General features: G+C 69.7%; 25 protein-coding genes and 1 pseudogene. 13 read left to right on the forward strand and 13 right to left on the reverse strand.

The window, feature by feature from the left end:
- Window positions 1-27 precede the first annotated feature (27 nt).
- Window positions 28-1,038 carry an ABC transporter substrate-binding protein gene (locus tag GGQ54_RS06530; RefSeq protein ID WP_179444653.1) on the forward strand — a complete coding sequence of 337 codons (1,011 nt, stop codon included), beginning with the start codon at window positions 28-30 and terminating at the stop codon, window positions 1,036-1,038.
- Here the strand turns inward: GGQ54_RS06530 and GGQ54_RS06535 are convergent.
- From GGQ54_RS06535 to dnaK, 6 genes are all read right to left on the reverse strand, one after another.
- A complete protein-coding gene (locus GGQ54_RS06535; RefSeq protein WP_343045876.1) occupies window positions 1,031-1,843 on the reverse strand; it encodes a spermidine synthase in 813 nt (270 codons plus the stop codon). The two genes, GGQ54_RS06530 and GGQ54_RS06535, sit on opposite strands and share 8 nt — an antisense overlap.
- Window positions 1,830-4,484 (reverse strand): ATP-dependent chaperone ClpB, encoded by a 2,655-nt coding sequence (gene clpB, locus GGQ54_RS06540; protein WP_179444655.1) that lies wholly within the window; start codon window positions 4,482-4,484, stop codon window positions 1,830-1,832. The genes GGQ54_RS06535 and clpB overlap by 14 nt, the downstream gene beginning before the upstream one ends.
- A gap of 158 nt (window positions 4,485-4,642) precedes the next feature.
- Window positions 4,643-5,035 carry a heat shock protein transcriptional repressor HspR gene (locus GGQ54_RS06545; protein ID WP_179444656.1) on the reverse strand — a complete coding sequence of 131 codons (393 nt, stop codon included), beginning with the start codon at window positions 5,033-5,035 and terminating at the stop codon, window positions 4,643-4,645.
- Between the two features lie 6 nt (window positions 5,036-5,041).
- Window positions 5,042-6,247 carry a molecular chaperone DnaJ gene (gene dnaJ, locus GGQ54_RS06550; RefSeq protein WP_179444657.1) on the reverse strand — a complete coding sequence of 402 codons (1,206 nt, stop codon included), beginning with the start codon at window positions 6,245-6,247 and terminating at the stop codon, window positions 5,042-5,044.
- Complete coding sequence (gene grpE / locus GGQ54_RS17310) at window positions 6,247-6,864, reverse strand: nucleotide exchange factor GrpE (protein WP_343045877.1); 618 nt, start codon at window positions 6,862-6,864, stop codon at window positions 6,247-6,249. Before grpE ends, dnaJ begins: the two co-directional genes overlap by 1 nt.
- A gap of 79 nt (window positions 6,865-6,943) precedes the next feature.
- On the reverse strand, window positions 6,944-8,830 hold the full coding sequence (dnaK, locus tag GGQ54_RS06560) for a molecular chaperone DnaK (RefSeq protein WP_179444658.1): 1,887 nt from the start codon (window positions 8,828-8,830) through the stop codon (window positions 6,944-6,946).
- Between the two features lie 181 nt (window positions 8,831-9,011).
- Here dnaK and GGQ54_RS17745 point away from each other — a divergent pair.
- From GGQ54_RS17745 to GGQ54_RS17315, 6 genes and pseudogenes are all read left to right on the forward strand, one after another.
- Window positions 9,012-9,257: pseudogene (locus GGQ54_RS17745) on the forward strand (PadR family transcriptional regulator); the annotation flags it as partial.
- Between the two features lie 39 nt (window positions 9,258-9,296).
- Window positions 9,297-9,587 (forward strand): hypothetical protein, encoded by a 291-nt coding sequence (locus tag GGQ54_RS16930; protein WP_246292566.1) that lies wholly within the window; start codon window positions 9,297-9,299, stop codon window positions 9,585-9,587.
- On the forward strand, window positions 9,584-10,225 hold the full coding sequence (locus tag GGQ54_RS06570) for an NAD(P)-dependent oxidoreductase (RefSeq protein ID WP_179444660.1): 642 nt from the start codon (window positions 9,584-9,586) through the stop codon (window positions 10,223-10,225). The genes GGQ54_RS16930 and GGQ54_RS06570 overlap by 4 nt, the downstream gene beginning before the upstream one ends.
- A gap of 4 nt (window positions 10,226-10,229) precedes the next feature.
- Window positions 10,230-10,712 carry a hemerythrin domain-containing protein gene (locus GGQ54_RS06575; protein ID WP_179444661.1) on the forward strand — a complete coding sequence of 161 codons (483 nt, stop codon included), beginning with the start codon at window positions 10,230-10,232 and terminating at the stop codon, window positions 10,710-10,712.
- An 89-nt stretch (window positions 10,713-10,801) separates the two neighbouring features.
- Window positions 10,802-10,957 (forward strand): hypothetical protein, encoded by a 156-nt coding sequence (locus GGQ54_RS06580; RefSeq protein WP_179444662.1) that lies wholly within the window; start codon window positions 10,802-10,804, stop codon window positions 10,955-10,957.
- Between the two features lie 33 nt (window positions 10,958-10,990).
- Window positions 10,991-11,443 carry a MarR family winged helix-turn-helix transcriptional regulator gene (locus GGQ54_RS17315; RefSeq protein WP_343045878.1) on the forward strand — a complete coding sequence of 151 codons (453 nt, stop codon included), beginning with the start codon at window positions 10,991-10,993 and terminating at the stop codon, window positions 11,441-11,443.
- Here GGQ54_RS17315 and GGQ54_RS06590 read toward each other — a convergent pair.
- Entirely contained in the window at window positions 11,416-12,624 is a 1,209-nt protein-coding gene (locus GGQ54_RS06590) for a glycoside hydrolase family 10-like protein (RefSeq protein WP_179444663.1), read from the reverse strand. The two genes, GGQ54_RS17315 and GGQ54_RS06590, sit on opposite strands and share 28 nt — an antisense overlap.
- A gap of 95 nt (window positions 12,625-12,719) precedes the next feature.
- Here GGQ54_RS06590 and GGQ54_RS06595 point away from each other — a divergent pair, with 95 nt between their 5' ends.
- Complete coding sequence (locus GGQ54_RS06595) at window positions 12,720-13,511, forward strand: helix-turn-helix transcriptional regulator (protein ID WP_179444664.1); 792 nt, start codon at window positions 12,720-12,722, stop codon at window positions 13,509-13,511.
- A gap of 48 nt (window positions 13,512-13,559) precedes the next feature.
- A complete protein-coding gene (locus GGQ54_RS06600) occupies window positions 13,560-13,967 on the forward strand; it encodes a VOC family protein (protein ID WP_179444665.1) in 408 nt (135 codons plus the stop codon).
- 10 nt (window positions 13,968-13,977) lie between these two features.
- Here GGQ54_RS06600 and pdxT read toward each other — a convergent pair whose 3' ends face one another.
- A complete protein-coding gene (gene pdxT / locus GGQ54_RS06605) occupies window positions 13,978-14,571 on the reverse strand; it encodes a pyridoxal 5'-phosphate synthase glutaminase subunit PdxT (RefSeq protein ID WP_343045879.1) in 594 nt (197 codons plus the stop codon).
- Window positions 14,568-15,461 carry a pyridoxal 5'-phosphate synthase lyase subunit PdxS gene (gene pdxS / locus GGQ54_RS06610; RefSeq protein ID WP_343045880.1) on the reverse strand — a complete coding sequence of 298 codons (894 nt, stop codon included), beginning with the start codon at window positions 15,459-15,461 and terminating at the stop codon, window positions 14,568-14,570. The genes pdxT and pdxS overlap by 4 nt, the downstream gene beginning before the upstream one ends.
- A 162-nt stretch (window positions 15,462-15,623) precedes the next feature.
- On the opposite strand from pdxS, the gene GGQ54_RS06615 reads away from it, so the two are divergent.
- The 4 genes from GGQ54_RS06615 to deoC are packed head-to-tail and all read left to right on the forward strand — an operon-like array spanning window position 15,624 to window position 19,548.
- A complete protein-coding gene (locus GGQ54_RS06615) occupies window positions 15,624-16,358 on the forward strand; it encodes a response regulator transcription factor (RefSeq protein WP_179444667.1) in 735 nt (244 codons plus the stop codon).
- Window positions 16,355-17,860, forward strand: a complete 1,506-nt coding sequence (locus GGQ54_RS06620; RefSeq protein WP_179444668.1) for a sensor histidine kinase — start codon at window positions 16,355-16,357, stop codon at window positions 17,858-17,860. The genes GGQ54_RS06615 and GGQ54_RS06620 overlap by 4 nt, the downstream gene beginning before the upstream one ends.
- Before the next feature lie 40 nt (window positions 17,861-17,900).
- Window positions 17,901-18,878, forward strand: a complete 978-nt coding sequence (locus tag GGQ54_RS06625; protein ID WP_179444669.1) for a glucosaminidase domain-containing protein — start codon at window positions 17,901-17,903, stop codon at window positions 18,876-18,878.
- Between the two features lie 13 nt (window positions 18,879-18,891).
- Window positions 18,892-19,548, forward strand: coding sequence for a deoxyribose-phosphate aldolase (deoC, locus tag GGQ54_RS06630; protein WP_179444670.1), 657 nt, complete (start codon window positions 18,892-18,894; stop codon window positions 19,546-19,548).
- 37 nt (window positions 19,549-19,585) lie between these two features.
- Here the strand turns inward: deoC and GGQ54_RS06635 are convergent, their stop codons facing one another.
- The 4 genes from GGQ54_RS06635 to GGQ54_RS06650 form a co-directional block, all read right to left on the reverse strand.
- Window positions 19,586-20,479, reverse strand: a complete 894-nt coding sequence (locus GGQ54_RS06635) for a phenylalanine 4-monooxygenase (RefSeq protein WP_179444671.1) — start codon at window positions 20,477-20,479, stop codon at window positions 19,586-19,588.
- Between the two features lie 143 nt (window positions 20,480-20,622).
- Entirely contained in the window at window positions 20,623-20,934 is a 312-nt protein-coding gene (locus GGQ54_RS06640) for a Uma2 family endonuclease (RefSeq protein ID WP_246292568.1), read from the reverse strand.
- Between the two features lie 102 nt (window positions 20,935-21,036).
- A complete protein-coding gene (locus GGQ54_RS06645; RefSeq protein ID WP_179444672.1) occupies window positions 21,037-23,274 on the reverse strand; it encodes a beta propeller repeat protein in 2,238 nt (745 codons plus the stop codon).
- 451 nt (window positions 23,275-23,725) lie between these two features.
- On the reverse strand, window positions 23,726-24,196 hold the full coding sequence (locus GGQ54_RS06650) for a hypothetical protein (RefSeq protein ID WP_179444673.1): 471 nt from the start codon (window positions 24,194-24,196) through the stop codon (window positions 23,726-23,728).
- Between the last annotated feature and the right edge of the window lie 9 nt (window positions 24,197-24,205).

A 24,205-nucleotide genomic window follows, 5' to 3' on the forward strand; every position in this document is an offset into this window, starting at 1 on the left:
CCTGGTAGGAGCTTCATGCGGTCCTTCATGCCCACTCATCCGATCGGTACGCTGTCGCGCCGGCGACTGCTGGGCACGGGCCTGGCCACCGCCGCGGCGGCGGGCCTGCTCGCGGCCTGCGGCGGCGGACCGACGCCGGCGACGCCCGCCGGCCCGGCGACCGAGGGCCCGTGGCGCTGGACGGACGGCGTGGGACAGCAGATCGAACTGCCGAGCCGGCCGACCCGGATCGCCGCCTACGGCGATGCCGCAGTCGCTCTGATCAACTTCGGCATTCGGCCGACCCAGATCTTCCACTTCGTCGACCCGGCCCAGGACCCGAGCTTCGAGGGCGTCGACATCGGCGGGATCGAGATCGTCGGCACGACCTACGGGCAGCTCAACATCGAGGCGATGGCCGCGGCCGGCATCGAGCTGGTGATCACGCTGGCGTACGCACAGAACGATCCGGACAATCTCTACTACTTCAACGACACCGCACAGTTGGACCAGGTACGCCAGCTCGCGCCGGTGATCGCGATCAAGCAGACCGGCAGCGCACCCGAGGTGATCACCGCCACCGAGCAGCTCGCGGTCGCGCTCGGAGCCGATCCGGACAGCGAGTTGATCACCACAGCCAGGGCGGACTTCGACGCGGCGGGTCGCGAACTGACCGAGGCCGCGAAGAGCGGGCTCTCGGTGACCACGCTCTATGCCGAGGATTCCGGGCTCTACTTCGCCAAGGCGCCGGACGAGCCCTCGCTGGCCTATTACGCCGACCTCGGGGTGAACTTCGTCGAGATCGGCGGCGACCAGTACTACTGGCACCAGGTGAGCTGGGAGAACGCCGACACCTACCCGTCGGATGTCGTGCTCTACTCGATGCGCGACTCCTATCCGCCGGAGAAGCTGATGCAGCAGCCCGCCTTCGCGCGGTTGCCCGCCGCCGCGGCCGGCCAACTGCACCCGTGGAAACTGGTGGCGATGGATTACGCCTCCCAGGCCCGCTACATGCGCGAGTTCGCCGGCTGGCTGAGCTCCGACCGCTCGGTCACCTGAGTCCCAGCTCGCGGACCAGGTCGGGCGAGGTCCCGGGATCGGCGTCGGTGAAGGGCTTTGCGCGATTGATCCAGCGTTCGGCGTCGGCGCCGTGCACCACCCGGTAGGGGAACATCGCGCTCGCGCCCTTGCGCTGCAGCACCCGTACGGGCAGCTCGGCGCCCGAGGCGATGATCACCAGGTTGCCGAACCGCCGGCCCTTCAGGATCGGCGGCTCGGCGGTGATCGCCACCCGGGGGAACAGCTCGGCCGCGCCGGCGGCGACGCGCCGGGCGTAGGAGAACGGGCCCCGGTCGGTGACATTGATCAACAGCACGCCGGCGGCGCGCAGCACTCGCCGCGCGTCGGCCAGGTACTCGCGCGTGGTCAGGTCCGCCGGCACCCGGCCGGCGACGAAGGCGTCGTTGATGATCACATCGGCGAACTCCGCGCGCATCGCCGCGACCCCCGCCCGGCCGTCGATCGCGCGCACCTTGACGCCGCTACCGCGGGGCAGCGGGAGCTCCGCGCGTACCCGCTCGGTCAGGTCCGCGTCGGGCTCCAGGACGATCTGCGGCGACGTCGGCCGGGTGGCGGCGACATAGCGGGCGAGGGTCATCCCGGCGCCGCCGACGTGGATCACCCGCAGCCGCTCCAGCGGGGCGGCCCAGGCATCGAGCAGATCGGCGATCCGCTGCATGTACTCGAACTCCAGGTGCAGCGGATCGCCGGGATCCACATAGGACTGCGAGGCCCCGCCGACCCGGACGGTGAACGCGCCGGGGCGCGCACCGTCCGGAACGAGCGGGTCGTCAGCCGCGGTCACCCGCCAGCTCGTCGGAGCGCTTCGTCTCGTCCGGCGTGGCCGCATCGGCACCGTGCGGGGCGTCGGTCTTCATCACCAGCGTGTCGGTGCCGGAGTCGACCTCGAAGGTGACCGTCGAGCCCTCCATGATCTTGCCGGCGAGCACCTCGCGGGCCAGCGGGTCCTCCACCTCGCGCTGAATCAGCCGGCGCAGCGGCCGCGCGCCGTAGACCGGATCGAAGCCGTTCACGCCGAGCCAGACGCGAGCGTCGTGATCGGCCTCGACGGTGATCCGGCGGTCGGCGACCCGCTTGTTCAGCCGCTCCAGGCTGATGTCGACGATCTTGGCCAGCTCGCTCGCCTGCAGCGGCTCGAACATCACGATCTCGTCCAGCCGGTTCAGGAACTCGGGGCGGAAGGACTGGCGTACCACGCCCATCACCGCCTCGTGCTTCTTGTCCTCCGGCATCTCCGGATCGGCCAGGAACTGCGATCCCAGGTTCGAGGTGAGGATCAAGATCACGTTCCGGAAGTCGACGGTACGCCCCTGCCCGTCGGTCAGCCGGCCGTCGTCGAGCACCTGCAACAAGATGTTGAAGATCTCCGGATTGGCCTTCTCGACCTCGTCCAGCAACACCACCGAATACGGGCGGCGGCGTACCGCCTCGGTGAGCTGGCCGCCCTCGTCGTAGCCGACATAGCCGGGAGGCGCGCCGACCAGCCGCGACACCGAGTGCTTCTCGGAGTACTCGCTCATGTCGATCCGGACCATCGAGGACTCGTCGTCGAACAAGAACTCCGCGAGCGATTTCGCCAGCTCGGTCTTGCCGACGCCGGTCGGGCCGAGGAACAGGAAGGAGCCGGTCGGCCGGTTCGGGTCGGAGATGCCGGCGCGCGAGCGGCGTACCGCATCCGAGACCGCCTTGACCGCCTTCTCCTGGCCGATCAGCCGGTTCGCCAGCCGGGTCTCCATGTTGAGCAGCTTCTCGCTCTCGCCCTCCATCATCCGGCCGACGGGTACGCCGGTCCAGGCCGAGACGACCTCGGCGATGTCGGATGCGCCGACCTCCTCGGACACCATCGGCGTATGGGTCGCCTCGTCGGCATCGGCCTTCTCCAGGGCCGCCTGGAGCGACGGGATCTCGCCGTAGAGCAGCTCGGATGCCTTGCCCAGGTCGCCCTCGCGCTGGGCGCGCTCGGCCTCGCCGCGCAGGTCGTCGATCCGCTTGCGCAGGTCGCCGACCTTGTTCAGCCCCTCCTTCTCCGCGGCCCAGCGCTGCTCCAGCCCGCGCAGCTTCTCCTGCGCGTCGGCCAGCTCGCCGTTCAGCCGGTCGAGCCGCTCCTTCGACGCCGGGTCGTTCTCCTTCTCCAGCGCGAGCTGCTGCATCGTCATCCGGTCCACGTCGCGGCGAAGTTGATCAATCTCCTCCGGGGAGGAGTCGATCTCCATCCGCAGCCGCGAGGCCGCCTCGTCGACCAGGTCGATCGCCTTGTCCGGAAGCTGGCGCGCGGTGATGTAGCGGTTGGACAGCGACGCCGCCGCGACCAGGGCGGCGTCGGTGATCGCCACCTTGTGGTGCGCCTCGTAGCGCTCCCGCAGGCCGCGCAGGATGGCGATGGTGTCCTCCACGCTCGGCTCGCCGACGAAGACCTGCTGGAAGCGCCGCTCCAGCGCGGGGTCCTTCTCGATCCGCTCGCGGAACTCGTCCAGGGTGGTCGCGCCGATCATCCGCAGCTCGCCGCGGGCCAGCATCGGCTTGAGCATGTTGCCGGCGTCCATCGACCCGTCGCCCGAGGCGCCCGCGCCGACGACGGTGTGCAGCTCGTCGATGAAGGTGATGATCTCGCCCTCGGACTCCTTGATCTCGTTCAGCACGGCCTTCAGCCGCTCCTCGAACTCGCCGCGGTACTTCGCGCCGGCGACCATCGCGGTCAGGTCGAGCGCGATCAGTCGGCGGTTCTTCAGCGAGTCCGGCACGTCGAGATCGACGATGCGCTGGGCCAGGCCCTCGACGACGGCGGTCTTGCCCACGCCGGGCTCGCCGATCAGCACCGGGTTGTTCTTGGTACGCCGCGACAGCACCTGCACCGCGCGGCGGATCTCCGAATCCCGGCCGATCACGGGATCGAGCTTGCCCTCGCGGGCCTGCGCGGTCAGGTCGACGCCGTACTCCTCCAGCGCCGACTCCGAGCCCTCCGCCTCCGGGCTGGTCACGCGCTTGTCGCCGCGCAACTGCTCGAAGGCCTGGATCAGCGCATCGGTCTCCGCCCCGGCCCGGGACAGGATCGACGACGCCTCGGACTCGATGGTCGACAGGCCGAGCAGCAGGTGCTCGGTGGTCACGAACTTGTCGCCGAACTGGTCCGCGCGTACCTCGGCGTCGGCCAGCACCCGGGCGAACCCGCCGGAGAGCTGCGGCTGGCTGACCGAGCTGCCCGACGCGGCCGGCAGCTTCTTGATCGCCGCCTCCGCCTGCGCGTCGACGGTCTTCGGGTCCGCGCCGACGGCCTCCAGCAGCGGGCCCACATTGTTCTCCGGCACCATCAGCAGCGCGTGCAGCAGGTGCACCGGCTCGGCGCTCGGGTTGCCGTTGGTGAGTGCGAGCCGCAATGCGGTCGACACGGCGTCACGGCTCTTGGTGGTCAGCTTCTCTGTGTCCATCTGGCCTCTCCTCCGGGCGGTCCTGCGATGCTCATGCCATCATCGCCCGTTCTCGGCCGTTGCGGAATGCGGGGTCGACATTCCGTTCACGATGGCATGATGCGTGGATTCGTTGTCATGGCACGGCTCGGGACTGACCCGGGCCGCGAGCGGCGCCGTCACGGGTGCAGGCGTACCGATCCCTCGGGGTCGGCGCTGAACAGCCGTGGATAGCGCGCCACCTGGGCCTCCCGCAGCAGCTTGCCCAGCTCGGCGAGCTGGCCGCGGAGCTGGTCGTTCTGCGATTGCAGCGCGAGGATCCGGGCGATCCCGGGCAGATTGATGCCCTCGTCCTGTGACAGCCGCTGGATCGAGCGCAGCCGGCCGATGTCGCGCCGCGAATAGCGCCGGCCCCGCCCGCGGGCGCGCCGCGGGGAGACCAGCCCCATCCGGTCATAGGTACGCAGGGTCTGCGGGTGCATCCCGGCCAGCCGCGCGGCCACCGAGATCACGAAGACCGGCGCCTCCTCATCGATCAGCTCGACCGCATTGCGACCGGATACAGCCGCCATCGCGGATCACCCCCGCCGCCCCGAGCGCGCGTCGGCGAAGATCGCCGCCCGCGGATCGGCGCTGTCGGTGAGTCGTCCGTAGGCCGCCAGGGCCTCCTTGGCCTCGTCGGTGATCGCGGACGGGACGGCGACCTCGACGGTGACCAGCAGGTCGCCCCGCGTGCCGTCCTTCTTCGCCACGCCCTTGCCGCGGACCCGGAAGGTCCGGCCGTTCGGCGTACCCGCCGGGATCTTCAGGCGTACCCGATCCGAGTTGACCGCAGACGTGCCCGACAGGGTCGGCACGTCGATCTCGCCGCCGAGCGAGGCCTCGACGAAGGTCACCGGCACGGTGATCGTCATGTTGTCGCCCTTGCGCCCGAAGACCGCGTGCGGCAACACGTTGACCAGCACATAGAGATCGCCGGCGGCGCCGCCGTTCTCGCCCGGGCCGCCCTTGCCCTTGAGCCGGATCTTCTGCCCGTCGCTGACCCCGGCCGGGATCCGCACGTGCATCGTCTTGGTCGACTTGGCGCGCCCGGAACCGTGACAGACCGGGCAGGGGTCGTCCACGATCAGACCGCGCCCGCGGCAGTCCGGGCACGGCTCGGTGAAGCTGAACCCGCCGCCGGCCGACGCGCTGACCATGCCCGCACCCTCGCAGGTCGGGCAGACCCGCGGCACGGTGCCGGCGCGGGCGCCGGTCCCGTGGCAGGCCTCGCAGGCATTCTCCGAGACCATCTGCATGCTGACGGTGGTCCCCTCGACGGCGTCGACGAAGTCGATCGTCACCTCGCCCTCGATGTCGGTCCCGCGGCGCGGGCCGGGCCCGCGGCTGGTCCGGCCCTGACCGAACCGGCCGGCCAAGCCGCCGAACAGGTCAGAGAAGTCGGCGGCGCCGCCGCCGGTGGCGTTTCGGAACAAGTCCTCGAACCCGGCGGAGGTACCGCCGCCGGGCGCTCCCCCGCCGCCGCGAGGGAAACGGAACCCACCCCCGCCGAACATCCGGCGCGCGTCGTCGTACTCCTGGCGCTGCTCCGGATCCGAGAGCACCGAGTGCGCCTCGGACGCCTCCTTGAAGCGCTTCTCGGCCTCGGCGTCGCCGGGATGCTGGTCCGGGTGGTTCTCCCGGGCCAGCTTGCGGAACGCCTTCTTGATGTCGGCGGGCTTGGCGTCCTTGGCGACGCCGAGGATCTTGTAGTAGTCCTTCTCCAGCCAGTCCTTGGTGCTCATCAGGCCTCCTGGTCGGGCGCGTCCTCCGCGGGCTGCGCGACGGCGACCCGGGCCGGGCGCAGCACCCGATCGCCGACCTTGTAGCCGACCTGGAGGACCTCCGCAGCCGTCGGCTCGGTGATCCCGCTCGCCTGGGTCTGCATCAGGGCCTCGTGGATCCGCGGGTCGAACGGGTCGCCCTTCTCGCCGAAGGCCTCCAGCCCGTGCCGGGACGCGACCTTCTCGATCTCGCCGGCGACCAGCTTGAACCCGTCGGTCATCTGCTCGTGCTCGCGGGCGCTGCGGATGTTGTCCAGCACGCCCATCAGGTCGGCGAGGATCCGCTCGGCGCCGGCCCGGCGGGACAGGTCGCGGTCGCGATCGACGCGCTTCTTGTAGTTCACGTACTCGGCCTGCAACCGCTGCAGATCAGCGGTCCGCTCGGCGAGCTGCAGGGCAAGCTGGGCCGAGGCATCGGCCGGTTCGCCGGCATCGGATGCGTCCTCGGCGCCGGCCGCCGCGTTCTGATCGGGCGCCGCGTTCTCGTTGTCGGGTACGCCGGGCTCGGCGGGCTGCTGGGCGCCGGGCCGGTCGTAGGGTCCCGCCTGGTCAGCGGGATCGGAATTCTGCGATTGCACGCTGTCTCCTCTGCGTTGCGGGTACGACCCGCCGGGCCGCCCGTGCTGGGCGACCCGGCGAGGCGTCAGCGGATGCCGGTCAGGACTGCTTCTTGTCGTCGTCGGACTCGTCGACGATCTCGGCGTCGACCACATCGTCGTCATCGGAGGAATCCGAGCTGCCGGCGCCGGAGCCGGAGGCATCGCCGGCGGTCCCGGACTGCGCGTCGTCGGACGGGGCCGACTCGGCCTGGGCGGCGGCGTACATCGCCTGGCCCAGGGTGGCCGCGGCGGTGTTCAGCTTCTCCACCCCGGCGCGGACGGCGTCGTTGTCCTCGCCCTCGAGCGCGGTCTTCAGCTCACCGAGCGCGTCCTGGACGGGCTGCTTGACGTCGTCGCCGACCTTGTCTCCGGTCTCGTCGAGCAGCTTCTCGGTGCGGAAGACGAGCGAGTCGGCGTCGTTGCGCAGGTCCACTGCCTCGCGGCGCTTGCGGTCCTCCTCGGCGTACTGCTCGGCCTGGTTGACCATCTTGTCGATCTCTTCCTTCGACAGGGCCGACCCGCCGGTCACCGTCATGGACTGCTCCTTGCCGGTGGCCAGGTCCTTGGCGTTGACGTGCACGATGCCGTTGGCGTCGATGTCGAAGGCGACCTCGATCTGCGGTACGCCACGCGGCGCCGGCGGCAGGCCGGTCAGCTCGAAGTTGCCGAGCGACTTGTTGTCCTTCGCGAACTCGCGCTCGCCCTGGTAGACCTGAATCATCACCGACGGCTGGTTGTCATCGGCGGTGGTGAAGGTCTCGGACTTCCGCGTCGGGATCGTGGTGTTGCGCTCGATGATCTTGGTCATCAGGCCGCCCTTGGTCTCGATGCCGAGGGAGAGCGGGGTGACGTCGAGCAGCAGCACGTCCTTGACCTCGCCGCGCAGCACGCCGGCCTGCAGCGAGGCGCCGAGCGCAACGACCTCGTCGGGGTTGACGCCCTTGTGCGGGTCCTTGTGGGTGAGCTCCTTGACCAGCTCGGTGACCGCGGGCATCCGGGTGGAGCCGCCGACCAGGATCACCTGGTCGATGTCATCGACGCTGATCTTGGCATCGGAGATCACCGCGTTGAACGGGCCCTTGCAGCGATCCAGCAGGTCCTGGGTCATCCGCTGGAACTCCGCCCGGGTGAGCTTCTCCTCCAGGTGCAGCGGGCCACCCTCGCCGAGAGTGATGTAGGGCAGGTTGATCGTCGTCTCGGTGGTCGAGGAGAGTTCGATCTTGGCCTTCTCGGCGGCCTCCTGCAGGCGCTGCAGCGCGATCTTGTCCTTGGCCAGGTCGATGCCGGTCTTGTTCTTGAACTGCTTGACCAGCCACTCGACGATCCGCTCGTCCCAGTCGTCGCCGCCGAGGCGGTTGTCGCCCTTGGTGGCCTTCACCTCGAAGACGCCGTCGGAGATGTCGAGCAGCGAGACGTCGAAGGTGCCGCCGCCGAGGTCGAAGACCAGCACGGTCTGCTCGGTGTCGGACTTGTCCAGGCCGTAGGCCAGTGCGGCCGCGGTCGGCTCGTTGATGATCCGCTCGACCTTCAGGCCCGCGATCTCACCGGCCTCCTTGGTGGCCTGGCGGGCGGCGTCGTCGAAGTAGGCCGGCACGGTGATCACGGCGCTGTCGACGTCCTGGCCCAGGTAGGCCTCGGCGTCGCGCTTGAGCTTCTGCAGCACGAACGCGCTGATCTGCTGCGGCCGGTAGGTCTTGCCATCGATGTCGATGGTCCAGTCCGTGCCCATGTAGCGCTTCACGGAACGAATGGTGCGGTCGACGTTGGTCACGGCCTGACGCTTGGCGACCTCGCCGACGAGGACCTCGCCGCTCTTGGTGAAAGCGACGACCGAGGGGGTGGTCCGCGAACCCTCGGCGTTGGGGATGACGGTGGGCTCGCCGCCCTCCAGGACGGCGACCACCGAGTTGGTGGTGCCGAGGTCGATGCCTACTGCACGAGCCATGTTGGTTTCCTCCTGCGATCGGGGCTTGGTGTGCTCGTCGCCCGGGACTCGCCGGGCAACTTGAGTCTGCGGGACTCAACATACACCTTGAGTCGAAGTCGCTCAAGTCTCCGGGGACGCCTGGCACCCGGAGCCCAATCGAGCATGTTGACAAGGTTGTCTATACAAGTTTGTCTAAGACATGCCCAGGTCCTCCGGCGCCCGCCTTTTCGTCCTCGGCTGCCTACGCCGAGGTCCCCGTCATGGCTATGCGATTCGCCAAGAAGCCGTCCAGGACCAGGTAGACAGTTGGTCCGACCTCAAACCAGGCTCCGTCTATCACGCTCTCACTGCGCTGGAACGGGAGAATCTCGTCAAGGTTGAGGCCGTGGGTCGCGACGGTCAACGGCCCCCCAGGACCACCTATGCCCTCGCGCCCGCCGGGTACACAGAGCTCCACACGCTCGTTGCCGACAGCATCCGCACGGTGAACAGCCCGGTCGATTCCGTTGCCGTTGCCCTACGGCTCGCCGACGAACTCGACCCAGACGAGTTGATCGCGCTCCTCACGGCTAGAGCAAAAGCGCTCCATGATCGTTGCAACGCACACACCTCGGCACTGACACGCGTCGAGCAGCACCTGTCCCCGATGGAGCGCGTTGCCTTTGACCACACCATCGCCCGTCTGAGGTTCGAAGCCGAGTGGTTCACCCGAGTCGCCGGTGAACTCCGACACACCACATCCAACTCCACCATCGAGAGGTCCCCTGAACGATGAACACCATCGCTGTTTTCGGCGCCACCGGAGGAACCGGACGACTCCTCGTCACGGCCCTTCGAGAACGTGGCCTCGGCGTCGTTGCCATCGTACGTGACCCAACCGGCTACAAAGCCCCTCCGGGCGTCATCGTCAAGCAAGCCGATGTCCTCGATCCCTCCAGCCTTGACGGCGTCCTCGACAACGTCGATGCCGTCATCTCTGCACTTGGCCCACGTGACGGGCGATCACCGACGACCGTGTATTCGAGGGGAATGCGTAACATCATCGCCCAGATGCGGGCCGCGGGCGTCCATCGGCTGGTCGTGATCAGCGCGGTCCCGGTGTCTCCTCCAGAGGAGAACACCTTCTTCGTTCGCCACATCCTGCATCCCATCCTCTGGCGCTTCTTCGGGCCCAGCTATCGAGATCTGCGCGTGATGGAAGAAGAACTGCGCACCCGGGCGAAGGACATCGACTGGACGATCGTCCGGCCCCCGCTACTCACCGACGATCCGGCACGAGGAGATGTTCGCCGTGCCGTCGACTCACCGCTCGGGAAACCCAAGAAGATCAGCCGCGCGGACCTGGCTAACGAGCTGGCCAACGCAGCCTTGGACGAATCCCTGGCACACAAGACGCTGACCGTCTCTTACTGACACCATGACCAGGGAACGCGCTGTTGCGTGGGCGTTGGAACTACAGGCCGCCCACCACCAACTCGAGACGCAGCTTCGTGATGCCCGCGCCGAGGTCAGCCGCCTGACCCCGGCGCAGCCGTCCCCACAGGGTGACCTTCTCGTTCATTGCGTCGGGTTCTGCAAAGCACTGCAGGCGCATCACGAAAGCGAGGACGATCACCTGTTCCCTCTCATCGTCGAGCAAGACCCCGCCCTCACGCCGACCATCGAGGCCTTGAAGGCAGACCACATTCGCCTGGCCGGCCTGCTTGGTGAGTTCCGGGCCATCCTTGATCAACTTCGCGCCGCCGTCTCACCACAGGCTCGCGGCGAGGCGGACCGCAAGCTCGATGTGTTGCATCGCCTCGTCGCTGACCACTTCGCATCCGAGGAGAACAAGCTGAACCGCGCGTTGCACGCACTCCAGGAACCGCCAGACCATCGGAGACAGCTACTGGGGCTGTAACTCACAGACAACTGAGGGAAGTCTGAGACGATTGAAGGGTCGGCGCCGGCGAACTGGCTCGGCACATCATCGACGGGGAGGAGATCGCGGTGACGGGAGAACACGATCGACCGCGGGCGCCCGGCCAGAAGACCGGCACGCTGGCGCCGGACCATCCGGGCACGACGCGCCGACTGGTCGCGCTCGGTGCGGGGGCGGCCGCCGCGGGGGCCGGACTGCTGCTCTGGCGGCGCCTGCTCCGCTGAGCCGCGGTCGCCGTGCTCCGTACCATCGTTCCCGTGAGCACACCGCTGGCCGTCGACCTCGCCATCGCGTGCGCCCGGCTGACCCGACTGGCCGCCCGGCTGCACGGCGAGCCGCACGGCGTCGGCCGCGCACTGGCGACGCTCGACCAGTTCGGGCCGATGTCGGTCGGCGCGTTCGCCATGGTCGACAACACCAGCCAGCCGACCGTGACCAAGCTGTTCCAGCGGCTGGAGGCCGAGGGCGTCGTCGAGCGCCGGCCCGATCCCGACGACCGGCGATCCAGCCTGATCGGCCTGACCGATGCCGGACGCGAACGCCTCGACACGTTGCGGCAGAACATGGCCGCCGGCCTCGATCCGGCGCTGGACGGGCTCGATGATGATCAACTCCAGACGCTGCGCAGAGCGGCGGTGATCATCCGCGACCTGGCCGACGAACTCTCCCCGCTGGATCGGCCTCAGGCAGGCGGCACGGCCGTTCGGTAGTGCGCCTCGCGTACCCGTTTGATCGATCCGAGCCGATCGGCCCGCCAGTTCCGGGCCGAGAACCACAGATCGCCCCGCACCGCCGGGAAGCCGCGATTGAAGTCCAGGTGCGAGGACAACTCGGCCGGGTCGGACCAGTTCGGATCCGCGTCGGCCCCGACCTTGTAGGCGGCCTGACCGATGTAGAGCCGCACGTTCGTGCCGGCGACGACGCTCGACCACCAGGGCACGAGCTTGGCATAGTCCGCCGCGGCAAACCCGCGCGACCAGTACACCTGCGGCGCGATGTAGTCGATCAGGTTGCGGCGCACCCACCCGCGCGTGTCGGCGTACAGGTCGTCATAGGTCTGCACGCCGGCCCGGGTGTCCGATCCGGCCGGATCGGTCGACCGGTTGCGCCACACCCCGAATGGCGAGATGCCCAATCGCACGCCGGGGCGCGTCGCGCGGATCCGGGTACGCAGCTCGGTGATCAGCGTGGTGATGTTGGCGCGGCGCCAACCGGCAAGATCAAGTTCGTGATCGGCATAGGCCTGGTACTCCGCGCGATCGTCGAAGGTCTGCCCGGCGACGGGATAGGGATAGAAGTAGTCGTCGAAGTGCACCGCGTCGATCGGGTACCGGCGGACCGCGTCGACGATCGCGTCGATCACGAAGCGGCGCGCCTCGGGCACACCCGGGTTGTAGTACAGCTTCCCGCCGTAGCGTTCCACCCAGGACGGGTTGCGCCGCGCCGGATGACCGGAGACGAGCGTGCTGATGTCGTCGGTCATCGCGACCCGGTACGGGTTGAACCAGGCATGGAGCTGCAGCCCGCGGCGGTGCGCCTCCGCGACCGCGGTGCCGAGCGGATCCCAGCCCGGGTCGCGGCCCTGCGTACCCGTCAGATAGCGCGACCACGGCTCGCGCGCGCCGGGCCAGAACGAGTCGGCGGTCGGGCGTACCTGCAGCGCGATCGCGTTCAGGTTGTGCGCCTTGGCCAGATCCAGCCAGCCCAGCAGCTCGCGGCGCTGCTCGGCGGCGCTCAGCCCGGTCCGCGAGGGCCAGTCGATATTGGCGACCGAGGCGATCCACAACCCGCGCAGCTGCGCGGTCGCGGCCCGCGCGGGCGCGGACTGGGCGCCGAGCATCGCGGCGGCGGCCACGGGAACGGTCAACAGGGTGCGACGTGAGATTGCCATCGATCCTCCTGGGCTCGGCCCCCGCAGGTAGGCCTCACCCTAGGCGAGCGGGACGGCCGCGGCTACAGTGTCGGTGCTCCGGACGAGGAGGTCGGATGGGGAACGGGATCAACCCGGACGCACATGCCGGCGACGTCGCCCGCATCGTGGCGGCGTCCACCACCTTCCTCGCCGAGCATTCGACCGAACCGATCACGCTGCACGACCTGGCCGAACATGTCGGCTACAGCCCGTTCCATCTGTCCCGGCTGATCGCGGCAGCACTCGGCTCGGCACCGATGCAGTACCTCGCGTCGCTGCGCTTCCATCACGCCAAGCGGTTGCTGCTGACCACCGACGACACCGTGACCGACATCTGCATGGCGGTCGGCTTCTCCTCGGCCGGCACCTTCAGCCGGCGGTTCGCCGAGAGCGTCGGGCCCAGCCCGTCGGAGTTCCGCCGCCTGCCGCACCTGATCGCCGAGGACCGGGTACGCCCACTCAGCCGGCCCGGAGAGCTCCGCTCCGGCGGCACGCTCACCGGCGAGGTGGCGATCTCGGCGGAGGCGGCCGCCGCGGTCGGACCGGGGGCGGACTACTACGTCGGGCTGTTCGCCAGGCCGATGGCGCGGGGGCGGCCGGTCGCCGGGGCGATGATCGCCGGCCCCGGCCCGTTCCGGCTGTTCGGCATCCCGCCGGGATCGTGGTGGCTGCTCGCGACCGCCCTTCCGGCCACCGGACCGGTCGAACAACTCGTGCCCCCGGCCCGCGCCTTCGGCAATGCCGGGCGCATCGCGGTCCGCGCGGGCCAGCTCACCGACCGGATCCGCGTCACCATCCTGCCCCGGCCGCCGCACGCCACCCCGGCCACCGTCGCGCTCCCCTGGCTCGTCATCCGCGAGGACTGAGCAATATCGGAGAAGCGATGCCGGCCGGTCACCGACCATGATCGATCCATGAGCAGACAGGTATTCATCAATCTCCCGGTAGCCGACATCCCCGCCACTCGCGCCTTCTGGACAAAGCTCGGGTTCGCCTTCGACGACAACTACAGCGATGACAATGCGCTGGCCATGATCATCGCCCCCGGGCAGAGCGCGGCGATGCTGCTGCAGCGCGACTTCTTCGGCACGTTCCACCCCAAGCCCGTGGCCGATGACTCCGCCAAGGAGGTCCTGATCGGGATCGGCGCCGACTCGCGCGACGAGGTGGACCGGCTGGTGGACGCCGCGGTCGCCGCAGGCGCCAGCGAGCCACGGAAGGCCCAGGACCACGGCTGGATGTACGGGCGTTCCTTCGACGACCTCGACGACCACACGTGGGAGGTCTTGTGGATGAACCCGGCCGGGCCCGCGAGCGAGTGATCCGGCGCGGTCAGGCCGGGACTGCCGGCAGGCCCGCTACCTCCCGCAGGAAGTAGGCGTGCAGGCGCTCGTCGCCGGAAAGCTCGGGATGGAACGAGGTGGCGAGGACGCCGCCCTGGCGTACCGCCACCGGCTCGCCGGCAGGACCGCGGGCCAGCACCTCGACCCCGTCACCCACCCGCTCGATCCGGGGCGCCCGGATGAAGACGCCGGGGAACGGCGCGCCGGCGAGATCGAGCTCGGCCTCGAAGCTCGCGACCTGCGACCCGTAGGCGTTGCGCCGCACGGCGATGTCGAGCGTGCCGAGCAGTGGCTGCCCGGGCAGCCCGTCGGTGACCTCGCGGGCGAGCAGAACCAGGCCGGCGCAGGTGCCGAGGACCGGCAGCCCGTCGGCGAGCGCGGCGCGCAACGGGTCGAGCAGGGCGAAGCGGGCGAGCAGCCGCCCCATCGTGGTCGACTCGCCACCGGGCAGAACGAGCCCGGCCAGGCCGTCGAGCCCGGCCTCGTCGGCGACGGGTACGCCGTCCGCACCCGCGCTGGCGAGCGCCGTGAGGTGTTCGCGTACCCCGCCCTGCAGGGCGAGTACGCCGACCCGGGCGCTCACCAGCCGCGGGTGGCGAGCAGCTCGCCGGCGCCGAGGCTGTCGGTAGCGATGCCGACCATCGCGGCGCCGAGACCGCGACTGACCTTCGCCACCCGCTCCGGATCGTCGTAGTGCGCGGTCGCCTCCACACAGGCGCGGGCCCGCGCGGCCGGGTCGCCGGAGGTGAAGATGCCCGACCCGATGAACACCCCGTCGGCGCCGAGCTGCATCATCATCGCCGCATCGGCGGGGGTCGCCACCCCGCCGGCGGTGAACAACACGACGGGCAGGCGACCGAGGCGCGCGGTCTCGCGTACCAGCTCCAACGGCGCGCGCAATTCCTTCGCGGCAACGAAGAGCTCGTCCTCGCCGAGGCCGGCGAGGCGCCGGATCTCGGCGGAGATGGTGCGCATGTGGAAGGTGGCCTGGCTGACATCCCCGGTGCCGGCCTCGCCCTTGGAGCGGATCATCGCCGCGCCCTCGGCGATCCGGCGCAGGGCCTCGCCGAGATTGGTCGCACCACACACGAACGGGACCGTGAAGCCGCGCTTGTCGATGTGGTGGGCAGTGTCGGCCGGCGTCAGCACCTCGGACTCATCGACATAGTCCACGCCGATCGCCTGCAACACCTGCGCCTCGACGAAGTGCCCGATCCTGGCCTTGGCCATCACCGGGATCGACACCTCGGCCTTGATCTCCTCGATCATCTCGGGATCGCTCATCCGGGCCACCCCGCCGTCGCGGCGGATGTCGGCGGGCACCCGCTCCAGGGCCATCACCGCGACGGCGCCGGCGTCCTCGGCGATCCGCGCCTGCTCGGGGGTGACCACGTCCATGATCACGCCGCCCTTGAGCATCTCCGCCATGCCCCGCTTCACCCGATCGCCGCCGGTGCTGCCGTTCTCGCTCACGACCCCTCCTTCGTTGCTTTGGACCAGTCTTACTCCGAAATCTGCGCGCTGTCGAGTGGTCCATAGCGTGAGCATCCGTCGCCCTCAGCCGGGCCGGAGCCTCACAGGAATGACACAGCCAGCTCACTGGAAGACAGCGACCGGACATGCCACGCTGGGTACATGTCCACCGTTCCGCGCACCCCCGACCAGCAGCTCACGCGTGCCGACGGCTCGCCCATCCGCGTGCTCGCCGTCGACGACGAGTCGAGCCTGACCGAGCTGTTGTCGATGGCGATGCGCTACGAGGGCTGGGATGTGACGACCGCCGGTTCCGGCAGCGATGCGGTCCGGCTGGCCCGCGAGGTACGCCCGGACGCCGTCGTGCTGGACATGATGTTGCCCGATTTCGACGGGTTGGAGGTGATGCGGCGGATCCGCGAGGACGAGCCGCGTACCCCGGTGATCTTCCTGACCGCCAAGGACGCCCTGACCGACCGGATCGGCGGGCTGACCGCCGGCGGCGACGACTATGTCACCAAGCCGTTCAGCCTGGAGGAGCTGATCGCGCGCCTGCGCGGTCTGCTCCGGCGGACCGGCGCGACGACCGCCAATCCCGACTCCGTGCTGGTCGTCGGTGATCTTCGCCTGGACGAGGACAGCCACGAGGTGACCCGTGGCGGCGACGAGATCCACCTGACCGCCACCGAGTTCGAGCTGCTGCGCTACCTGATGCGCAATCCGCGGCGCGTGCTGTCGAAGGCGCAGATCCTGGACCGCGTCTGGAACTACGACTTCGGCGGCCAGTCCAATGTCGTGGAGCTCTACATCTCCTATCTCCGCAAGAAGATCGACGCCGATCGGCCGGCCATGATCCACACGATGCGCGGAGCTGGATACGTACTGAAGCCGGCATGATCATCGCGCCGACCCCGGGACCAGACCAACCCCCACACCCATTCGCGCCCGGATCGATCGGGCGACGGCTGCTCGTCCGGGTGTTGATCATCGTCACCCTGGCCACCACCGGCGTTGCCGCACTGAGCATCGTGGTCACCCAGCAACTGCTGCTCGGCCAGCTCGACCAGCAGGTGATGACGCTGGCGCGCGAGCGCTCGGTCGCGGCGGGATCGCCACGCGGCATCTCCGAGGACCAGAAGCTGCGCGGCCAGCCCATCGGCACCATCCTGGTCGAGCCCGGCCTGGACGGATCGGTCGTCGTCTCGCTGAACACCAAGATCAACGGCTCCAAACCCAGCAAGCAGGAGCAACTGGAGTTCGCCTATGACCTCAGCGCCCTCGCGCCCGACTCCCAGCCGCGGTCGGTCCGGCTGAGCATCGGCGACTACCGCGCGGTGGCCGTGTCGACGCCGGCGGGAACACTGATTGCCGCGCTGCCGCTGGACGAGATCAACGACACCGTCTTCCGCCTGATGGTGATCGGGATGGTGGCCAGCAGCCTGGCCATTCTCGCCTCGGCGCTCGCGGTGCGCGAGGTGATGTCGCGCAGCCTGCGCCCGCTGAACCGGCTCGCCGGCACCGCGCGGCAGGTGTCCACCCAGGAGCTCGCCCACGGCGAGGTCGACCTGACTGCGCGCGTGCCACCGGGCGATGCCGACCCCGCCACCGAGGTCGGCCAGGTGGGGCAGGCCTTCAACCGGATGCTGGACAACGTGTCCGGCGCCCTGGCGGCCCGGCAGGCCAGCGAGACGAAGGTACGCCAGTTCGTCGCGGATGCCTCCCACGAGCTGCGCAATCCACTTGCGGCGATCAAGGGGTACGCCGAGCTCACCCGACGCGACCGTGATCAACTGCCGCCGCACGCCCGACACGCGATGGACCGGATCGAGTCCGAGTCGGAGCGGATGTCCTCCCTGGTGGAGGATCTGCTGCTGTTGGCCCGACTGGATGCCGATCCCGCGCTGCAGCTCGGCCCGGTGGATGCGAGCGAGTTGTTGATCAATGCGGTGAGCGACGCGCGGATCGCCGGCACCGATCATCGCTGGAGCGTGGAGTTGTCGGACGAGCCCGTGCTGGTGCTCGGCGACAGGTTCCGGCTGCACCAGGTGGTGGCGAACCTGTTGGCGAATGCCCGGACCCACACCCCGGCCGGGACCTCGGTGGTGGCAAGTGTCGTGGCTCGCGGCGAATGGGCCGAGATCGCGGTCACCGACGACGGGCCGGGCATCCCCGACCAGATCCGCGACACCGCATTCGAGCGGTTCACCCGCGCTGATTCGAGCCGGTCCCGGACCGGCCAGGGCCAGAGCACCGGCCTCGGTCTGGCCATCGTCGCCGCGGTGATGGCCGCCCACGGCGGCGAGGCCAGGGTCGACAGCCGGCCGGGCCGGACCTCGATCCGGCTTCGGGTGCGGCTCGCCGAGGCCGCGCCGCGCGCGGAGGTTGGGCGTCGCGGGTAGCCTCGTTCCGGTCGAACCCCACCCAACCGAAGGAGTCTGCATGGCCCGCCGCGCGCTTCGCCCCCGCAACCGGGCGAACGGCTGCGTCGGTATCGCGCTGGCGATCACCGGGATCGCCGTCGTGGTGATCATCGTGGCCGCGGTCGCGATCGGCACGGTGGTGTGGAATCGCAGTGTGGAGGCAAGCCTGCAACGCCCCGAGGTGGACGACAAGACGGTGTTCATCACCGCGATCGCACCGCTCGCTCGCGAGTCGATGGAGGCGACCGGCGTACCCGCGTCCGTGATCATGGGCCAGGCGATCCTGGAATCCGGTTGGGGCACGTCCGCGCTGTCCAACTGGTCCGGCAACTACTTCGGGATCAAGTGCGGATCCACCACCTCGCCCCGGCAGAACGGCTGCGTGTCCAAGGAGACCCAGGAGTTCTACGAGCCGGACAAGCCGACCACCGAGGTGGCCGAGTTCCGCAGCTATGCGACGGCGCGCGACTCCTTCCTCGATCATGGTGAGTTCCTGCGCGAGACCCCGCGCTATGCCGGAGCCTTCGACCACACCGACGATCCCGAGGAGTTCATCACCGAGGTTCGCGAGGCGGGCTATGCCACCGACCCGAAGTACTCGGAGATGGTCATCTCGCTGATGCGCGACTACGACCTCTTCCGCTACGACAAGGGCGCCCCGAACGGTACGCCCGTGCCGGAGCGCTTCGCCGCGGCCTATCGCGAGACGGGCGGGCTGACCGGGCCGCTCGGCGCGCCACTGGGCGCCGTCCAGGACGGACCGGTCGACCAGACGGCGATGATCATCTTCGATCGCGGTGTGATCATCGGCAGCGGCAAGGAGACCTACCCGCTGACCGGCCCGCTGTGGGAGCGCTATCGGCGCGATGCCGAGGTGCGTGAGCGACTCCGCGCACCGATCGAGGTCGGCACCGACGGCGACGAGCAGTTCGCGGAGTTCGAGGGAGGCCGATTGGCGTCGGTGGCCGGCGGTGAGGCCGAAGTCAGCTATCGCTGACTAGCATGCAGGGGTGACTACGCGCGAAGAAGTGGCCCGACTGGTCGATCACACCCTGCTCAAGCCGGAGGCGAATGCCGCCGACGTACAGGCGCTGGCCGACGAAGCCGGCCGACTCGGCACCTTTGCGATCTGCATCTCGCCCAACCTGCTCACCGGGGTCCGGCTCCCCGACGGCGTCTCACTGGCCACCGTCTGCGGCTTTCCCTCGGGTAAGCACACCTCGGCGACGAAAGCGGCCGAGGCCGCCGAATCGGTCGCGGCCGGGGCCGACGAGGTGGACATGGTAATCGACATCGGCGCGCTCAAGGCCGGCGAGGTCGATGCCGTGCAGGCAGACATCCGGGCGGTCCGCGAGGCGATCCCCGGCGCGCTGTTGAAGGTGATCATCGAATCGGCGGCGCTGACCGATGACGAGATCGTCACCGCCTGCCGGGCCGCCGAGGCGGCGGGCGCGGACTTCGTGAAGACCTCGACCGGGTTCCACCCGGCCGGTGGCGCGTCGGTCGAGGCGGTACGCCTGATGCGCGCCACCGTCGGCGATCGGCTCGGGGTGAAGGCGTCCGGCGGCATCCGGGACTACGACACCGCCGTCGCCATGATCGAGGCGGGCGCGAGCCGGCTGGGGCTGTCGGGCACCGCCGCCGTGCTGGACGGCGCGCCCGCCTGACGGCGTACCGTGATCAACGCCTGACGGCGTACCGTGATCAACTCGCGGCCGGCAGGGTCGCCCTGATCCGATCCGGCGTGTCGTCGTCACAGCCGTCGAAGAAGGTGCCGACGACGTCCTCCAGGTGATCGAGCGATTCGGCCGCGAACAGGACCGGCTGGTAGGCGGTGATGTCGTAGTTCAGGGTGCCCATCTGGGCCAGGTCGAGCGGCCTGATCTCCATGTGGGAGTACTCGTCCATCTCGCCGTAGCTGGACAAGATCCCGGCACCGTAGGCCTTCAGGATGCCCGACTCCCACATCACGCCGAACTCCATGGTGAACCAGAAGACATCGGCGAGGAACTGGACGGTGTCGTCGCGCTCGGCGCGGGCGGTGGCCGCGCCGGCGGCCTGGGTGAGCTCGGCGAACCGCGGTGACGCGAGTTGGTTGGCGTGCCCGATCACCTCGTGGATGACATCGGGCTCGGGGGTGTAGAGCGGCTCGGAGGGGTGCCGCAGGTACTGGGTGGAGTGGAACATCCGCTGGGCGAGCGAGCCGTAGAACTCGCGCAGTTCGACCAGCCCCGGCGCCGCGACATAGCGGAATCCCGTCAGCGGTTCGAGCTGCGCGGTGACCTCGGAGAGCTGGGGCACGCGATCGGTCGGCAGCCCCAGGGCGGCCTTGGCGGCGAGGTATTCCGAATGGGCGTACCGCTCGTGTTTGGGGGCCAGCTCGCGGCTGACCGTCGCCCAGACGTCGTGCTCGGCCGGGGTATAGGTGATGTCGGGAACCGGCGTATCGGGGTCCCAGTCCACGGCCACGGCGGCGATCTCGTTGCGCCGGGCGCGATAGTCCGGGTCGCGGAAACCCGGATGGTTCTCGCCCAGGTGGACCTCGACGCCGTCCTCGCCGCGAGTGACCGGCGAATAGAGCTGCGCTTCCTCGAACATCTCTGCGTGACCTCCGTTGGCTGGCTTTCCCTCAGCAGACCAGACCCCGGCGTTACTGCCAAGATTGTCCAGGCCGGGTGCACAGATCGCGCACGTCTGCGCCGATCGGTGCCCGGTCGGTACGCAGGTTGCTAGGACCGGGGTCAGGCGAACAGCTCGGCGACGGGGATCCGCACCTCGAAGGGGTTGCCGACCTCCAGCAGTTCGCGCTCACCGGCGCTGGCGGCCTCGGCGTACCCGCCCGCGGCGAGCTCCCACACGGTGACCGTGCGCGCCTCCGGATCGACCACCCAGTAGCTCGGCGAGCCGGCCTGCTGATAGCGCGCCCGCTTCAGGTTCAGGTCGATCAGCCTGGTGCTGGGCGACAGGATCTCGACGGCGAGCAGCGGCGCGGCCGGGAGGTCTCGCTCGGTGAAGTCGCGCCCCGTCGATGAGCTCGTAGCGGTGCCCGTCATCGGGCATCGCGTCGAGATCGGCCCGGGTCAGCTCCCGGCCCCGCGGCAGGGTGGTCACGGTCTCCATGGTGCCTCACTTCCACTCTCCCCGGGTTTCGGCGATCAGCCGAGGGGTAGCAGGTCCGTCCGGGCTCGCCCGTCGGGGTAGCGCGATTCGAGCACCACGTGTGGGCCGCCGGCGTCGACGATGTCGCGGATCTCCCGTTCGGCGGCGGGATCGCCCGGCACCGACAGCTCCTGCCAGGTCGCGGGATCCGTGGCCGACCAGAGCCGGTAGGAACCGTCGGCCATGGCCGAGGCGGCGTACCAGCGCTCACCGATCCGGGCGACCCGCTCGACCCGGTCGCTCTCCCCGGGCAGATCCACCTGCTTCCACGACTTGCCGTCCGATCCGGTCCAGAACACCGCCCGGCCGGGCTCGCCATCCTGATCCAGCCCGCCCCCGGCGAGCAGCGTGCTGCCGTCAGAGGCGAGGGTGTACAGCGACACGCTGCTCGCCGACCGCAGGCCGTAACTGTGCTGGGCATAGCGCTCGCCGTCGGTACTCACCCATGAGGCCATGGCGAGGCCGGGATCGGTGGCCATTCCCGCGACGGCGATCAACGCGTCGCCGTGGGCGGCCAGCCGCGGCGCGGAACGCCGATTCGGCGAGCGCAGATCAGTGACCTCCGGCTGATCGCGCCGCCCCTTCTCGCGCACCCGCAGGGGCCGCGCCTCGCGCCACGTCGCCAGGTCGGTCGAGGACATGATCATCGTCCGGTGATCATCTTCGGACAGGTCGGCGACCCCGGGCAGGTACCAGGTGCCTTCGTTCACCATGGGTACGCCGATCTCGCCCGTTGCCGGTACGTCGCCGCTGGGTTCGGGGTCGGCGATGGGGATCCGCTCGACCCGGCCACCGCGGACGACCCAGGCTCGCGGCAGGTCTCCCCTGCCGTCCTGGTCGGCGCCGCCCCCGATCACGGCTGTCCCGTCGGCATCCATCGCAAATCCGGCGATCCAGTCGTCGGGATCGTCGCTGATCATGATCGGTACGCCGGTCCGTCCGTCGGGCCCGCGCGACCAGAGCGCGATCGCGCCCTGGCTGTAGCCGAGGATGGCCAGGCCCCCGGGGCCTGCACGGACCGCGGTGACCGTCGGCCGGGGCGCAGCCGCCCGCGCGTGAGCGAGGTCTCCGCGCTCGAAGCTGACCCCGTCGCGCGAACGCAACAGCACCGGGCGATCCTGGGACCAGCCCGTGAGCAGCCAGCGATTCCCGGCGCGCGCCAGGCGCGGGGAGTCCAGCTCGCCCTTCACCCCTGCGGCGTCGAGGCGGAGCTCCGGCGTACCCGCCCCGGACCGGAACAGCCGCTCGCTCCTGCGTTTGCGGTCGACCGTCGTCACGACCACGATGGCGGCGCCGCCGGAGTCGAGCAGCCAGCCCTGATCCATCGTCTGCTCGGGCAGTCGCGCATCGGCGCGCCGGTGCCAGCCCTCGCCGCCCTCGTCGGCCGAGCGCAGGTAGGCGCGGTAGGTCGCGCTGCGGCCGGAAGCGAACCAGCCGCCGCCGATTGCCAGGAAACCGCGTCCGTCCCAGGCGACGTCGTAGAGCCGCTGTGCGCCGCCCTGCTCGGCACCGGTGTCCGGCAGCTTCCGCGGGCGCCACGACTTGCCGCCGTCCGTGCTGGCCAGCGCGATCTCGCGCCAGCGCTCGCCGGTGTCGTCGTAGCCGACCAGGACGGCGGTGCCGGCGGGCGCGACAGCGATCGCGGACAACTCCCCGCGCTTGTCCTCGATCACCGTGCGCCAGGCGATGCCGTCGTCGGACAGCCACGCCCGCCGGTGCCACTCGTCGTCGACGAGTTGGCTGCCGACGGCGACGAACCGGTCGCCCACCAGCGCCACTTCGCGGATGTCCGCCGTGCGATCGATGCCCTCCGGCGCGGTGCCGGACCAGCTCGTGCCGTCCGGGCTGGTCAGCACCACCGGCGCACCGTCCCGCTCGCCGAGCGCCCACCAGCCGTCGGGGGTGCGGAGCAGGTTCGACGGACCGCCGACACGGGTCAGCTCCGGCGCGACGGTCGCCTCGGTGAACGTGGCGCCACCGTCGACCGAGAGGCGGTAGGTCGTAGCCGTCACACCGACCTCGCCCAGCGCCACCACCTGATCACCATCGGACTCGATCGCCGTGACCCATTCGTCGAGGGGCTGCGCCTCCCGGTCCGGCAGCGGCGGAAGCTCCAGCGGCGGCGGGCCGGGTGGCGGGTCCGGCGTCGGCGGGGACGTGCACCCCGCAAGCAGGAGCATGGCGACCATGATCGCGGCAGGTCCGGGCAGACCCGAGATCGACGAAGCATTCACCTGGGGGGGCCTCTCGACGACTGGCTTCGGCTCGACGCTAGTGAGCGCGATCGTGCGAAACCACCGCCGGCCCGGAATCTGTGGACAACACCGTGCGGTTTCGGCACCTGGCGCAGATCCACCGGGCAAGCATGCGGCCGGACCAGGCGGAGCTGGTCGTACTCGATGCGCTGGCCAAGGCTGTGCGTCGGGTGGGAGGGCCCTACCACTTCCATCGCGTGACGTCGTAGCCCGGATCACCACGGCAGCGGCTCATCAGGCGCCCTGGAAGGTGCCGGGCGGCACACCGGGCTGTCGGCCCGCGAGGCGCGGGCGACGTGCGCACTTTGTGGTCAGTCGGGGCGCCGGAGTGACCACAAAGTGATCATCGCGCCGGGCCGATCGCCGCGGCCATCCGCAGCGGATCCCGCGAGGCCGAGTTGGTCGCGCCGGATGGTACGCCACAGTCGGCTCAGTACGTCGACCCAACCGACACGCCAACCTGGAACTGCGGACCGATCGTGAACGGTGCACCGGGGCCGTCCGCGACTACCCGGAGCGGGTAGGTGTAGACCTCGACCAAGACGCCACCATCCGCTTCCCACCAGCGACTCTGGCCACCGTCCGGTGACCTCCGGAACGCACCCGGCGGCGACGAGAACCGGTCCGTCAGCCACGCCGCCACCCGCGTGAAGGCGTCAGCCAGATCACCATCGGACGGCAGGGACGCAATCCAGCCAACTCCAACCGGCGAGCCATCCTCCGAACCCGGGAGCGGATCAATCTCAAGATCAAGCTCTATCCCGAGAACAGCTGCGGGTTCTGCGGGGTCGTGCCGGGCCATCTGGGCTATTCGGGTGGCTGCAGTGAAGGGCGGGTCAAAAATCGCCGCAAGCACAAGGATGGTCTGATCCACAATTGATTCCCTCAACAGGCCATCCAATCACTGACG

This window comes from Naumannella cuiyingiana, assembly GCF_013408305.1.
Taxonomy (GTDB): Bacteria; Actinomycetota; Actinomycetes; order Propionibacteriales; family Propionibacteriaceae; genus Naumannella; species Naumannella cuiyingiana.

Bases quoted from the DNA above. Each gene is read 5' to 3' on its own strand.
- GGQ54_RS06620 (WP_179444668.1), top strand. From the start codon at position 16,355: ATGATCATCGCGCCGACCCCGGGACCAGACCAACCCCCACACCCATTC.
- GGQ54_RS06595 (WP_179444664.1), top strand. From the start codon at position 12,720: ATGGGGAACGGGATCAACCCGGACGCACATGCCGGCGACGTCGCCCGC.
- GGQ54_RS06635 (WP_179444671.1), bottom strand. From the start codon at position 20,479: ATGTTCGAGGAAGCGCAGCTCTATTCGCCGGTCACTCGCGGCGAGGAC.
- GGQ54_RS06590 (WP_179444663.1), bottom strand. From the start codon at position 12,624: ATGGCAATCTCACGTCGCACCCTGTTGACCGTTCCCGTGGCCGCCGCC.
- clpB (WP_179444655.1), bottom strand. From the start codon at position 4,484: ATGGACACAGAGAAGCTGACCACCAAGAGCCGTGACGCCGTGTCGACC.
- dnaJ (WP_179444657.1), bottom strand. From the start codon at position 6,247: ATGAGCACCAAGGACTGGCTGGAGAAGGACTACTACAAGATCCTCGGC.
- GGQ54_RS06600 (WP_179444665.1), top strand. From the start codon at position 13,560: ATGAGCAGACAGGTATTCATCAATCTCCCGGTAGCCGACATCCCCGCC.
- GGQ54_RS06545 (WP_179444656.1), bottom strand. From the start codon at position 5,035: ATGGCGGCTGTATCCGGTCGCAATGCGGTCGAGCTGATCGATGAGGAG.
- GGQ54_RS06615 (WP_179444667.1), top strand. From the start codon at position 15,624: ATGTCCACCGTTCCGCGCACCCCCGACCAGCAGCTCACGCGTGCCGAC.
- GGQ54_RS06625 (WP_179444669.1), top strand. From the start codon at position 17,901: ATGGCCCGCCGCGCGCTTCGCCCCCGCAACCGGGCGAACGGCTGCGTC.
- GGQ54_RS06530 (WP_179444653.1), top strand. From the start codon at position 28: ATGCCCACTCATCCGATCGGTACGCTGTCGCGCCGGCGACTGCTGGGC.
- GGQ54_RS06575 (WP_179444661.1), top strand. From the start codon at position 10,230: ATGACCAGGGAACGCGCTGTTGCGTGGGCGTTGGAACTACAGGCCGCC.
- GGQ54_RS06640 (WP_246292568.1), bottom strand. From the start codon at position 20,934: ATGACGGGCACCGCTACGAGCTCATCGACGGGGCGCGACTTCACCGAG.
- dnaK (WP_179444658.1), bottom strand. From the start codon at position 8,830: ATGGCTCGTGCAGTAGGCATCGACCTCGGCACCACCAACTCGGTGGTC.
- GGQ54_RS06570 (WP_179444660.1), top strand. From the start codon at position 9,584: ATGAACACCATCGCTGTTTTCGGCGCCACCGGAGGAACCGGACGACTC.